Origin of the sequence: Phocaeicola plebeius, from assembly GCF_003437535.1 — a bacterium.
GTDB lineage: Bacteria > Bacteroidota > Bacteroidia > Bacteroidales > Bacteroidaceae > Phocaeicola > Phocaeicola plebeius_A.
In genome coordinates this window covers 83,346-96,867 of record NZ_QSQT01000001.1, presented here as the reverse complement: position 1 = coordinate 96,867, position 13,522 = coordinate 83,346, and the positions used below count along the sequence as shown (strand labels likewise).

At 49.2% G+C, this 13,522-nt stretch carries 12 protein-coding genes; 11 read left to right on the top strand and 1 reads right to left on the bottom strand.

The window, feature by feature from the left end; genetic code table 11:
* Nucleotides 1-34: 34 nt before the first annotated feature.
* The 6 genes from mnmG to deoC all read left to right on the top strand — a co-directional run bounded on the left by mnmG (nt 35) and on the right by deoC (nt 6,182).
* The gene (mnmG, locus tag DXD04_RS00370) at nt 35-1,906 is read left to right on the top strand and encodes a tRNA uridine-5-carboxymethylaminomethyl(34) synthesis enzyme MnmG (protein ID WP_117669992.1); all 1,872 of its coding nucleotides are present in this window, start codon (nt 35-37) and stop codon (nt 1,904-1,906) included.
* 57 nt (nt 1,907-1,963) lie between these two features.
* Nucleotides 1,964-2,488 (top strand): adenine phosphoribosyltransferase, encoded by a 525-nt coding sequence (locus tag DXD04_RS00365; RefSeq protein WP_007559502.1) that lies wholly within the window; start codon nt 1,964-1,966, stop codon nt 2,486-2,488.
* 105 nt (nt 2,489-2,593) lie between these two features.
* Nucleotides 2,594-4,426: an excinuclease ABC subunit UvrC gene (uvrC, locus tag DXD04_RS00360; RefSeq protein ID WP_117669990.1), complete on the top strand. Its 1,833-nt coding sequence runs from the start codon at nt 2,594-2,596 to the stop codon at nt 4,424-4,426.
* Nucleotides 4,427-4,459: 33 nt separating this feature from the next.
* The gene (dtd, locus tag DXD04_RS00355) at nt 4,460-4,912 is read left to right on the top strand and encodes a D-aminoacyl-tRNA deacylase (RefSeq protein WP_117669988.1); all 453 of its coding nucleotides are present in this window, start codon (nt 4,460-4,462) and stop codon (nt 4,910-4,912) included.
* Nucleotides 4,913-4,914: 2 nt separating this feature from the next.
* Nucleotides 4,915-5,235 carry a nucleotide pyrophosphohydrolase gene (locus tag DXD04_RS00350; RefSeq protein WP_022053718.1) on the top strand — a complete coding sequence of 107 codons (321 nt, stop codon included), beginning with the start codon at nt 4,915-4,917 and terminating at the stop codon, nt 5,233-5,235.
* A gap of 5 nt (nt 5,236-5,240) precedes the next feature.
* Nucleotides 5,241-6,182 (top strand): deoxyribose-phosphate aldolase, encoded by a 942-nt coding sequence (deoC, locus tag DXD04_RS00345; protein WP_117669986.1) that lies wholly within the window; start codon nt 5,241-5,243, stop codon nt 6,180-6,182.
* Nucleotides 6,183-6,248: 66 nt separating this feature from the next.
* Here deoC and DXD04_RS00340 read toward each other — a convergent pair whose 3' ends face one another.
* The gene (locus tag DXD04_RS00340; RefSeq protein WP_117670198.1) at nt 6,249-7,223 is read right to left on the bottom strand and encodes a polyprenyl synthetase family protein; all 975 of its coding nucleotides are present in this window, start codon (nt 7,221-7,223) and stop codon (nt 6,249-6,251) included.
* Between the two features lie 94 nt (nt 7,224-7,317).
* Between DXD04_RS00340 and polA the strand changes: the two genes are divergently transcribed.
* The 5 genes from polA (at nt 7,318) to DXD04_RS00315 (ending at nt 13,509) form a co-directional block, all read left to right on the top strand.
* Entirely contained in the window at nt 7,318-10,086 is a 2,769-nt protein-coding gene (gene polA / locus DXD04_RS00335; RefSeq protein WP_117669984.1) for a DNA polymerase I, read from the top strand.
* 152 nt (nt 10,087-10,238) lie between these two features.
* On the top strand, nt 10,239-10,625 hold the full coding sequence (locus tag DXD04_RS00330) for a DUF3836 domain-containing protein (protein WP_007559517.1): 387 nt from the start codon (nt 10,239-10,241) through the stop codon (nt 10,623-10,625).
* A gap of 202 nt (nt 10,626-10,827) precedes the next feature.
* Entirely contained in the window at nt 10,828-11,931 is a 1,104-nt protein-coding gene (gene ychF, locus DXD04_RS00325; protein ID WP_117669982.1) for a redox-regulated ATPase YchF, read from the top strand.
* A gap of 19 nt (nt 11,932-11,950) precedes the next feature.
* A complete protein-coding gene (locus DXD04_RS00320) occupies nt 11,951-12,862 on the top strand; it encodes a ketopantoate reductase family protein (protein WP_117669980.1) in 912 nt (303 codons plus the stop codon).
* Nucleotides 12,859-13,509, top strand: a complete 651-nt coding sequence (locus tag DXD04_RS00315) for a chloramphenicol acetyltransferase (protein ID WP_022053711.1) — start codon at nt 12,859-12,861, stop codon at nt 13,507-13,509. Before DXD04_RS00320 ends, DXD04_RS00315 begins: the two co-directional genes overlap by 4 nt.
* The last annotated feature ends 13 nt before the right edge of the window (nt 13,510-13,522 follow it).

The window sequence follows — 13,522 nt, the reverse complement described above, 5'->3', positions numbered from 1 at the left end:
GTATTTTTGCAAAGGATTAAAAACATAAAAGCTAATGGATTTCAAGTATGATGTAATCGTAATCGGAGCCGGTCATGCCGGATGTGAAGCAGCGGCTGCGGCAGCCAATCTGGGCTCAAAGACCTGCCTGATTACAATGGACATGAACAAAATCGGGCAGATGAGCTGTAACCCGGCCGTAGGGGGTATTGCCAAGGGACAAATCGTCAGAGAGATTGACGCCTTGGGAGGATACATGGGACTGGTGACAGACAAGACCGCCATCCAGTTCCGTATGCTGAACCGTTCCAAAGGACCGGCCATGTGGAGTCCGCGCGCCCAGTGCGACCGAGGAAAATTTATCTGGGCCTGGAGAGAAATTCTGGAGAACCTGCCCAACCTGCATATCTGGCAAGATACGGTGGAAGAGTTGTTGGTGGAGAATGGCGAAGTGACCGGCGTGGTGACTTGCTGGGGAGTGACGTTTCATGCCAAATGTGTGGTGCTGACTGCCGGTACTTTCCTGAACGGTCTGATGCACATCGGACACAAGATGCTGGCAGGAGGACGCTGTGCGGAACCGGCATCGTATCACCTGACTGAATCCATCACCCGCCACGGCATTACGGCCGGACGCATGAAGACGGGTACCCCGGTGCGCATCGACGGAAAGAGCGTGCACTTTGACCTGATGGACACACAGGACGGCGAGAATGATTTCCACCGCTTCTCGTTTATCAGCGAACCGCGCCACCTGAAACAGCTGCAATGCTGGACCTGCTTTACCAACGAAGAGGTGCACGACACACTCCGGAAAGGACTGGCCGACTCTCCCCTTTTCAACGGACAAATCCAGAGCATCGGACCGCGTTACTGTCCGAGTATCGAAACCAAAATCGTGACCTTTCCTGATAAGCCGCAACACCAGTTGTTCCTAGAACCGGAAGGTGAAACCACACAGGAACTTTACCTGAACGGCTTCTCTTCTTCACTCCCGATGGACATCCAGCTGGAGGCACTGAAGAAGATTCCTTGCTTCAAAGACCTGGTGGTGTACCGCCCGGGATATGCCATCGAATACGACTACTTCGACCCGACACAGTTGAAGCATACATTGGAATCGAAGATGGTGAAAAACCTCTTCTTTGCCGGACAGGTGAACGGGACAACCGGATACGAAGAAGCCGGCGGACAGGGTATCATTGCAGGTATCAACGCGCACCTGAACTGCCACGGCGGCGAGCCATTCGTGCTGGGACGCGACGAAGCTTACATCGGTGTACTGATTGACGACCTCGTGACCAAAGGTGTGGATGAGCCGTACCGTATGTTTACTTCGAGAGCGGAATACCGCATCTTGCTTCGTCAGGATGATGCCGACATGCGACTGACCGAACGGGCTTATCAGCTGGGACTGGTGAAAGCCGACCGCTACGAAATCCTGCAAAAGAAACGGGCCGAAATAGACCGCATCGTAAACTTCGTAAGCACCTTCTCCGTGAAGGCCGACAAAATAAACGACGCCCTCGAAAAGTTAGGAACAGCTCCGCTTACTCACGGATGCAAGCTGGTTGACTTAATCAGCCGTCCGCAGATTACGATTGAAAATATCGCTCCTTATATCCCCGCCTTCCAGGCAGCACTCGACAAAATCGAGGACCGAAAAGAAGAGGTAATCGAGGCAGCCGAAATCCGCATCAAGTACAAAGGCTACATCGACCGGGAGCGTACGATTGCCGACAAGATACACCGGTTGGAGTCCATCCGAATCAAAGGAAAGTTTGACTACGCGAACCTGCAATCCCTGTCGACCGAAGCCCGCCAGAAGCTGGTGAAGATAGACCCGGAAACCCTGGCACAAGCCAGCCGCATCCCCGGCGTATCACCGAGCGACATCAACGTGCTGTTAGTGCTTTTGGGACGATAAAGCAGGTATGTTTCACGTGAAACAATTTGTTTAAGGAATACACATAAAATACTGGATATGAATAAAGAAACATTAAAGAAAAACCTTCGAGAAATACCCGATTTCCCCAAGCCCGGAATTCTGTTCTACGACGTCACTACCCTGTTCAAAAATGCGGAATGCTTGCAGGGCATGATAGACGAATTGTATGAGCTGTACAAGGACAAAGGGATTACCAAAGTGGTAGGTATCGAGTCCAGAGGATTCATCTTGGGAGGTGCCTTGGCGGCCCGCTTAGGAGCCGGATTCATCATGGCCCGCAAGCCCGGAAAGTTGCCGGCTGAAGTCATTGAAGAAACTTACGCCAAGGAGTATGGAACCGACACCATACAGCTTCACAAGGATGCCATCAGCAAAGACGACGTAGTATTGCTGCACGACGACTTGCTGGCTACGGGCGGAACCATGGCGGCAGCTTACCGACTGGTAAAACGCTGCGGCGTGGAGAAAGCGTATGTCAACTTCGTCATCGAGCTGAAAGGACTGAACGGAAGAAACGCTTTCGAAAAGGACGTAGAGGTCACTACCCTTTTAGAACTATAACACGAGAAGAATCCCCTACAAAAAGGGGGAAATTATATGCAGCCTTCTTTGCAGGAAACCTCTCCTCAAAGAAGGCTGTATTCACCCTGACAAGAACCCTACGACATGGAAGAAACAGAAAAGACAAGCAACACCAGTGAATACCTGAAAGGAATCGTATTGAACCTTCCGGAAGGTCCGGGCATCTACCAATACCTGAACAAGGAAGGGGTCATCATCTACGTGGGAAAAGCCAAGAATCTGAAGCGCCGTGTCTATTCTTATTTCTCCAAGGACCACCAGTCGGCCAAGACACGCATGCTGGTTTCCAAGATTGCCGACATCCGCTACATCGTGGTGAACTCGGAAGAGGATGCCCTGCTGCTGGAGAATAACCTGATCAAGAAATACAAGCCAAGATACAACGTGCTGCTGAAGGACGACAAGACCTACCCTTCCATCTGCATCAGCAACGAGTATTTCCCACGCATCTACAAGACCCGGAAGATTATTCGCGACGGTTCGAATTACTTCGGCCCGTACAGCCACGTGCCTTCCATGATGGCCTTGCTAGAGCTGATAAAAAAACTGTATCCGCTCCGTACCTGCCACCTGGCACTGACGCCCGAAAACATTGCGCAGGGGAAGTTCAAGGTCTGCCTGGAATACCACATCAAGAACTGTAAAGGACCCTGCATCGGGAAGCAGTCGCACGAAGAATACATGCAACAGATAGCGCAGGCAAGGGAGCTGCTGAAAGGCAATACCCAAAAGGTAAGCAATGCGCTGATGGAGGAAATGAAACGCCTGGCAGAAGAGATGAAGTTTGAGGAAGCACAAAAACTCAAGGAGCAATACATGCTCATTGAAAGCTATCGCGCTAAGAGTGAAGTAGTGAGTTCGGTGCTTCATCACATTGACGTATTCTCCATAGAAACGGACGAGAATACGGCGTACATCAACTACCTGCACATTACCAACGGATGCATCAACCAGGCCTTCACCTTCGAATACAAGGTGCGCATGAACGAGAGCAAGGAAGAGTTGCTGCAGTTGGGTATCGTGGAAATGCGCGAACGCTATAAAAGCACGTCGAAGGAAATCATCGTGCCTTTTGAACTGGACATGGAAATGAACGGCGTGACGCTCACGATTCCTAAAAAGGGCGAGAAAAAGCACTTGCTCGACCTTTCGCTGATGAACGTGAAGCAGTATAAAGTGGACCGTCTGAATCAGGCCGAGAAACTGAATCCGGAGCAGCGGAGCGTGCGGCTGATGAAAGAGATTCAGGCACAGCTGCAACTGGAGAAAATGCCGAACCACATTGAGTGTTTTGATAACTCCAACATTCAGGGGGCGGATGCAGTGGCTGCCTGCGTGGTGTTCAAGAAAGCCAAACCCAGCAAAAAAGACTACCGGAAATACCTTATCAAAACGGTGGTGGGACCAGATGATTACGCTTCCATGCAGGAAGTGGTACGTCGGCGCTACAGCCGCATTCTGGAAGAGCAAGGTGAACTGCCCGACCTGATTCTGACGGATGGAGGAAAAGGCCAAATGGAAGTGGTAAAACAGGTGATAGAAGACGAGCTACACTTGCAGATTCCCATTGTGGGTCTTGCCAAGAACAACCGTCACCGTACGTCGGAAGTGCTGTTTGGATTTCCACCGCAGACGCTCGGCATCAAGCAAGGCACTCCCCTTTTCCATCTACTGGAAAATATCCAGGATGAGGTGCACCGCTTTGCCATCACCTTCCACCGGGAAAAAAGAAGCAAAAGCCAGATTGCCTCTGCACTCGACCATATCAAAGGTGTCGGCGACAAGCGGAAAACAGCCCTGCTGAAAACATTCAAGAGTGTGGCCCGCATCCGGCAAGCCAGCTTGGAAGAGATTGCAGAAGTGATTGGAGAAAGTGCAGCGAAAAGCGTCAAGGAATCACTGTCGGAATCCAAATAATTTGATTATTTTTGTAGAAACAAGACGAATCACATGAGAGTAGTTATACAGCGCGTGACACACGCATCCGTGACCATTGACGGAATTTGTAAATCGGCCATCAAAGAAGGCTTCATGATTCTGCTCGGCATTGAAGCTGCCGACTCGCAGGAAGATGCAGACTGGCTCTGCAAGAAGATTGTCAACCTCCGTGTTTTTGACGATGAGAATGGCGTAATGAACAAGTCCATTCTGGATGTGCAGGGAGAAATCTTGGTGGTAAGCCAGTTCACACTGATGGCTTCGACCAAGAAGGGAAACCGCCCCTCTTACATCCGGGCTGCCGGACATGAAATTGCCGTTCCTCTATACGAATACTTCTGCAATGAATTGAGCATTGCCCTGGGAAAAGAAGTGGAAACCGGTGAGTTCGGGGCCGACATGAAGGTGGAATTATTGAACAACGGACCGGTGACCATCTGCATGGACACCAAAAACAAGGAATAACCATGACACTGGAAGAAGCACAGAAGACCGTAGACGAATGGATAAAGACGTACGGAGTAAGGTACTTCAGTGAGCTGACCAATATGGCTGTGCTCACAGAAGAAGTGGGTGAACTGGCACGCATCATGGCACGCACCTACGGCGACCAGTCGTTCAAGGCAGGCGAAAAAACGGACTTGGGCGATGAAATGGCCGACGTGCTCTGGGTGTTACTCTGTCTGGCCAACCAGACGGGTGTGGACCTGACGGAAGCGTTCAGAAAGAACCTGGAGAAGAAAACCAACCGAGATAAGGAAAGACATAAAAACAACCCTAAACTATAAAGTATATGAATCCTAATCACGAACATGCGTGCGGATGCGAACATACGCACGAAGAAGAGAGCCAGTACAACAAGTACGAAGATGCGTTGAGCAAATATCAAACGAATCTGAAGGACGATGAAATCGCGGAAAAAACAGCCCGACTCATCGAAAAGCACCTGGAAGAAAACAATACGAAGGAAGTAAAGAAATTTCTTTTCAATTGTATTGACTTGACTACGCTGAAATGTACAGACAGCGACACAAGCGTGATGAAATTCACGGAAAAGGTCAATGAGTTTGTCGACCGCTACCCTGACCTGAAAAACGTGGCAGCTATCTGTGTATATCCCAACATGGCTGAAATCGTCAACGATACACTGGAAGCAGACGACGTGAAGATTGCCTGCGTATCGGGAGGTTTCCCCTCTTCACAGACCTTCATTGAAGTAAAAGTTGCCGAGACGGCCATGGCTATTCATAGTGGCGCAGACGAAATAGATATCGTAATTTCTGTGGGCAAATTTCTGAGCGGTGACTACGAAGGTATGTGCGATGAAATCGAAGAACTGAAAGAAGTATGCGGCGACAAGCACTTAAAAGTAATCCTGGAAACCGGCGCATTGGGAAGTGCTTCAAATATCAAGAAAGCTTCTATCCTATCTATGTATTCAGGTGCTGACTTTATCAAGACTTCTACCGGAAAAGAAAGTCCGGCTGCTACACCGGAAGCTGCTTACGTAATGTGCCAGGCCATCAAGGAATACTTCCTGGAAACCGGACGTAAAGTAGGATTTAAGCCCGCTGGAGGCATTAACTCCGTGCACGATGCATTAGTATACTACACCATCGTAAAAGAGCTGTTAGGAGAAGAATGGCTGACCAACGAGCTGTTCCGTCTAGGTACAAGCCGCATGGCCAACTTATTGCTTTCTGACATTGTAGGAAGTGAAACCAAGTTCTTCTAAAAAACCTCATATAAGGACATAAAAAAAGCCCTTTTCTTCGATAAAGAAAGGGGCTTTTTTTATGAATCATTTATTTCGTTCAATCACATAATCGATATAAGCCGTCAATGCTTCTTTCAGACTGGAATCGGCCGAAGCGGGAACCAGGGCCAGCGCCTTATCGCGGAACTCGTACATCATGCGGGTGGCGTATTCAATACCTCCCTTTTCTTTCACGGTTTCTACAAAGTTCGCTATCTCCTCTTTCGAAGCTTCCAAGGAACGTATCTTCAAGGCGGTCTGCTTCAAGCTGTCATCCCCCGTCTGGTTCAGTACATACAAGGCAGGAAGCGTGAGCTTTCCTTCCAGCATATCGTTTCCTGTAGGCTTGCCCAGCTCCGAACTCTCGAAGTAATCAAAGATATCGTCCTTTATCTGGAAGGCAATACCAATCATTTCACCTAACAATCCAGCTTTCATTACCTCTTCCTGCACGGCTCCTACTGATACAGCTCCACTCTGCGAACTGGCCTTAAACAGGGCAGCTGTCTTCTTCCGGATGACATCGAAATATGCCTCCTCTGAGAAATCTTCCTTACCAATATTGCCTAACTGCAGAATCTCACCTTCCGACAATTCCTGTCCTAAAGTAGCCACCAGTTCTACCAGTTCCACCTTACCAGTCAGAGCGGCATGCTTCAGACTTGTGGCCAGCATATAATCGCCTACCAGTACGGAAACTTTATTATTGTAGATTGCGTTTACAGAAGACTGCCCCCGACGCTTATCACTCTCATCTACCACATCATCGTGTACCAGACTGGCGGTATGGAGCAGTTCCAGCGACAATGCCGCATGAAAGGTTGACTGATTTAATGTACCGAACAATTTAGCCGTCAGCATCACCAGAATAGGACGCATCATCTTTCCGCTCCGTTTCTTGATGTAAGCCAACACCTCTCCCAAAAGAGGGTCTGTACTCGTCAAAGAGTTTTCAAAAAGCCCTCTGAATTCCTCTAATTCTTTTTCTACAGGCTGCTTTATTAAGTCAATTTTGTTCATGTACATTTATTTAGGCCCACAAAAGTAATAATAAAAGACTGAATACCGTATTTTTTTGTACTTTTACATGAAAAAACTTAATATTTTTACACGAATGGAGAAGCTATTTCTATTAGACGCTTATGCACTGATTTACCGTGCTTATTACGCCTTTATCAAGAATCCTCGCATCAATTCGAAGGGTTTCAACACCTCTGCCATCCTAGGATTTGTCAACACTTTGGAAGAAGTGCTACGGAAAGAGAATCCTACTCACATCGGCATTGCCTTCGACCCGTCGGGACCTACGTTTCGCCACGAAGCCTATGAAGCATACAAAGCACAGCGGGAAGAGACTCCGGAAGCTATCCGGCAGTCGGTTCCTGTCATAAAGGATATTATACGTGCCTATCATATTCCTATTTTAGAGATTGCCGGATACGAAGCTGATGACGTAATCGGCACACTTGCTACGGAAGCCGGCAAAAGAGGCATCAATACCTACATGATGACTCCCGACAAGGACTACGGACAGTTAGTGAGTGAACACGTGTTCATGTATCGTCCCAAATACGGCGACAAAGATTTCGAAGTGATGGGGGTGGAAGAGGTAAAAGCCAAGTTCGACATCCAGTCGCCCTTACAGGTCATCGATATGCTCGGACTTATGGGAGATACGGCCGACAACATTCCAGGATGCCCGGGTGTGGGAGAGAAAACGGCACAGAAACTGATAGCCCAGTTCGGCAGCATCGAGAATCTGTTGGCTCACACCGACGAACTGAAAGGTGCCATCAAGAAGAAGGTGGAAGAAAACAAAGAGCAAATCACGTTCTCAAAATTTCTGGCTACCATCAAAACGGATGTGCCCATCGCACTCGACATGGAAGTACTGAAAAGAGAAGAGCCCGATGAAGAGGAATTGCGCCGTCTGTTCGAAATGCTGGAATTCCGAAGCCTGATTGACCGGGTAATCAAAACAGAAAAAAAAGCTCCCTCCTCTCCTGCCGCTCAACCCGATCTCTTTGGCTTTTTTGCGGAGGAAGATACAGCTGACGCCAAAAATTCAATTCTCACGAGGTTAGAAGACCTGCCATACGACTATCAACTCGTTGATAATAAGGAGAAAATGGCGGTTTTGGCCGAAAAATTACTTGTCCAGAAATTTTTCAGTCTAGACACGGAAACCACCGGAATCGATCCCATCACGGCAGAACTGGTGGGAATGAGCTTCAGTTTTGCCGAAAACCAGGCCTTTTATGTACCGGTACCGGCTAATCGTGAAGAAGCCCTTACAATTGTGAATATATTTAAACCAGCCTTCGAAAATCCAGATTCGCTCAAAATTGGACAAAATATCAAATACGACCTGATCATGCTGGCCAATTACGGAGTGACCCTGAAGGGAAAGATGTTCGATACCATGATTGCGCATTATGTGCTGCAGCCCGAACTTCGTCACGGCATGGACTACCTGGCCGAGATTTACCTGAAATACGAAACCATCAAAATCGAAGAGTTGATTGGAGCAAAAGGGAAAAAGCAAGGAAACATGCGCGACCTGGCTCCCGAGGCAGTTTACAAATATGCTTGTGAGGATGCCGATGTAACCCTCAAACTGAAACAGGTACTCGAGAACGAACTGGAGACTAACGGAGTCAAAAAACTGTTCGAAGAGATAGAAATGCCTTTGGTGCCGGTATTGGCTTACATGGAAAGAAACGGAGTACGTATTGATACGGAAGCACTGAAAGAAACGTCACGACATTTTACGGCCCGGATGAACCAGATAGAAGAAGAGGTACACCAGCTGGCCGGAATGGAATTCAACATTGCCTCTCCCAAACAAGTGGGTGAAGTGTTGTTCGACCGCCTGAAAATCGTGGAAAAAGCCAAGAAGACGAAGACCGGGCAGTATGTCACTTCGGAAGAAGTGCTGGAAAGTCTAAGAGGAAAGCATGAAATCGTAGGAAAGATTCTGGAACATCGCGGACTGAAAAAACTGTTAGGTACCTACATTGATGCCCTACCCCAACTTATCAATCCGGCTACCGGACGCATCCATACATCTTTCAACCAGACGGTCACAGCTACCGGACGACTGAGTTCTAGCAATCCGAACCTGCAGAACATTCCTATCCGCAACGAAGACGGAAAGGAAATCCGAAAGGCTTTCATCCCCGACGAAGGAAGCGAATTCTTCTCGGCTGACTATTCACAAATTGAGCTGCGCATCATGGCACATCTGAGCAATGACCCGCACATGATTGAAGCTTTCCAAAAAGACCAGGACATTCATGCAGCTACTGCCGCTAAAATATATAAGGTAAAACTGGAGGAGGTGACACGCGAACAAAGAAGCAAGGCCAAGACTGCCAATTTCGGTATCATCTACGGAATTTCAGTGTTCGGACTGGCAGAACGTCTGAACGTTGACCGCAAGGAGGCCAAAGCACTTATCGACGGATACTTTGAAAACTATCCGAATGTAAAGGCCTATATGGACCAGAGCATTCAGGAAGCACGCGAAAAAGGATACATTGAAACCATCTTCAAACGCAAACGCTATCTGCCGGACATCAACTCCAAAAATGCAGTCGTCAGAGGGTATGCCGAACGAAATGCAATCAATGCCCCCATTCAGGGCAGTGCCGCCGATATTATTAAGGTAGCCATGATACGCATATACCAGCGCTTCCAGGAAGAAGGTATCCGCTCGAAAATGATTCTCCAGGTACACGACGAATTAAACTTCAGCGTCTTGCCGGAAGAAAAAGAAAAAGTGCAGCAAATTGTGATAAGCGAAATGGAGGCTGCTTACAAAATGAAAGCTCCACTGCGTGCTGACCATGGTTGGGGACACAATTGGCTGGAAGCACACTAAGTCATCCAAATTGTTAACAAATGTTTAATTAGTGACATTTTGCTAATTTGTCGCATTTTTTTGCCGGAATGCATACAACATATCAAAGCTTTTACTACATTTGCACCGTCAAAAAGAACAAAACGTAAGTAAAACCTTAAAATTAGAAAGATATGAAAAAGATGAATTTAGCAAAGTGTGTAGTTGTTTTAGTTATAACTTTTGTTGCAAGCTTGTCAACTTATGCTGCTAAAATGAATAACAACCTGATTTACAATGCGCAAGAAGTTAACGGATTGAAAGTTGCAGAAACTGTATACAAGAAAGACGGTAACATGCTGACAAACTACATGAAGTATAACTACAAATACAATGACAACAACCAGATGACTGAAAATATGTCACAGAAATGGAATGTAAACAAGAACTGCTGGGAAAACGATTTGTGTATCCGTTATACATACGACAACAAGAGTGTAACTACAGAATACTACAAATGGAATTCCAAGAAGAATGATTTCATTCTGATTCCTGAAATGACTGTTACAATGGACAAATGATTAAATAAGAAAATTCATAAACTCTCTTTTACAAAAGAGGCACTTCGTGATGAAGCGCCTCTTTTTTATTTTCCACCGACGAAGTCTGCCAAAATTGCCGCTCATTCTGTAGAAGAATAGGCAGGAACTTAAAAAATAACTATCTTTGCAGAGAATTAGAGTATTATGCATCTGAAAATAGATTAAAAACAAACTATAAATTATGGCATTACAATGTGGTATCGTCGGTTTGCCAAACGTGGGAAAATCGACACTTTTCAACTGCTTATCAAACGCAAAAGCCCAGGCGGCCAACTTCCCGTTCTGCACCATCGAGCCCAATGTGGGCGTGATTACGGTGCCCGATGACCGTCTGAACAAACTGGCCGAGCTGGTGGACCCCGACCGTATAGTGCCCACTACCGTGGAAATTGTGGACATTGCCGGACTGGTGAAAGGGGCCAGCAAGGGCGAAGGGCTGGGCAACAAGTTCCTGGCCAACATTCGTGAAACGGATGCCATTCTGCACGTGCTGCGCTGCTTCGACGATGAGAACGTGACGCATGTGGACGGCAGTGTGGACCCGGTGCGCGACAAGGAAATCATTGATACGGAACTTCAGCTGAAGGACCTAGAAACCATTGAAAGCCGCATTCAGAAGGTACAGAAACAGGCGCAGACCGGGGGCGACAAGGTGGCCAAGCAAACGTATGAGGTGCTGGTTCGTTACCGTGAGGCGCTGTTGCAAGGCAAATCGGCACGTACCGTGCAGTTTGAAACGAAAGACGAACAGAAAATAGCACACGAACTGTTCCTGCTCACCTCGAAGCCGGTGATGTATGTGTGCAACGTGGACGAAGCCAGTGCCGTAAGCGGCAACAAGTACGTGGAGCAGGTGCGTGAGGCAGTGAAAGAGGAAGGTGCTGAAATCCTGATTGTAGCGGCCAAGACGGAAGCCGACATTGCCGAACTGGAGACGTACGAAGACCGCCAGATGTTCCTGCAGGAAGTGGGGCTGGAAGAGTCGGGCGTGAGCCGGCTGATACGTGCGGCCTACAAGCTGCTGAACCTGGAGACGTACTTCACGGCCGGAAAGATGGAGGTGCGTGCCTGGACGTTCCACAAGGGATGGAAGGCTCCGCAGTGTGCCGGTGTCATCCACACGGATTTTGAAAAGGGATTTATCCGCGCGGAGGTCATCAAGTACGACGACTTTATCCACTATGGCTCGGAAGCTGCCGTACGTGAGGCCGGAAAGCTCAACGTGGAAGGCAAGGAATACGTGGTGGAAGACGGCGACATCATGCACTTCCGTTTCAACGTGTAACCGTCGGGAGGAGAACACCATGAACTATCTCATCATCGGAACGGGCGGTGTAGGAGGATGCATCGCCGGATTTCTGGCACTGGCAGGCAAGGACGTGACCTGCATTGCCCGCGGAAAGCACTTAGCAGCCATCCGCCGGCAGGGGCTGCACCTGAAGTCGGACCTGAAGGGGGAGCATTTCCTCCGCGTAAAGGCATGCACCGCCGAAGAATACCGGGGAAAGGCGGACGTCATCCTGGTGTGCGTGAAAGGCTATTCCATTGACTCCATCCGCCCCGTGCTGGAGCGTGCGGCTACCCCCCACACCCTGGTCATCCCCATCCTGAATGTGTATGGCACGGGGCCCCGCATCGGCCGCCTGGTGCCTTCTGTCAAGGTGCTCGACGGGTGTATCTACATCGTGGGCTTCGTATCGGGCGAAGGGGAAATCAGTCAGATGGGCAGCATCTTCCGCCTGGTGTTCGGTGCGCGTCCGCAGCAGCAGGTGGCGCCCGAACGGCTGGAGAAGATTGCCGGCGAACTCCGCGAGTGCGGCATCAAGGTGGACGTGTCGGACGACATCAACCGGGATACGTTCATCAAATGGTCGTTCATCTCGGCCATGGCCTGCACGGGTGCCTATCACGACGTGCCGATGGGCGAGGTGCAGCACGAGGGTGAGGTGCGCGACACGTTCGTCGGCCTGTCGCGTGAGAGTGCGCAGATTGGGGAGAAACTGGGCATCGCCTACCCCGGCGACCCCGTGGCCTACAACCTGATGGTGATTGACAAGCTCGACCCGCACAGCACGGCTTCCATGCAGAAGGACATTGCCCGGGGGCATGAGTCGGAGATTCAGGGTCTGCTGTTCGATATGATTGACCTGGGCGCACAGTTGCACATTGACATGCCTGTCTACCGGAAGGTGGCGCAAAAATTCCGTCAAGCATGAAACATCTTATCGATATTGACACCTGGGAGCGGAAGGACAACTATCTTTTCTTCCGCGATTTCCATAATTCCTGGATTGCCATGACGGGCGAGGTGGACTGCACGGAGGCGTATGCGGAAGCGAAGGCGCAGGGCCGTTCCTTCTTTCTGTATTACCTGTACGCCATTCTTCGTGCGGCGAATGAAATCAAGGAGTTCCGTTACCGGTGGGACAAGCACGGACAGGTGGTCTGCCACGATACGGTAGACATCACGACGCCCATTGCCGTGCCGGGAAAGACGTTCTACACGGTTCGCATTCCCTGGAACAGTGATTTCAAGGCTTTCTACGAGGAAGCACGGCGCATCATTACCTCTATCCCGGAGGACGGAGACCCGTACGGCACCGACAAGGAGATTGCGGCGCAGGGCGATTTCGACGTCATCCTGCTCAGTGCCACGCCCAAGCTGTACTTTACTTCCATCTCTTACACGCAGTATGCCCCGGGCCATCCGCTGGACTATCCGCTGATGAACGCGGGCAAGGCGGTGACACGTGAGGGAAGGCTGGTCATGCCCATTGCACTGACCGTAAGCCATGCCTTTGTAGACGGGGCGCACATCTCACTGTTCTTCGAGAAGGTAGAGAAGTACCTGAAGGAAAGATAAACCTGCTGCTTAA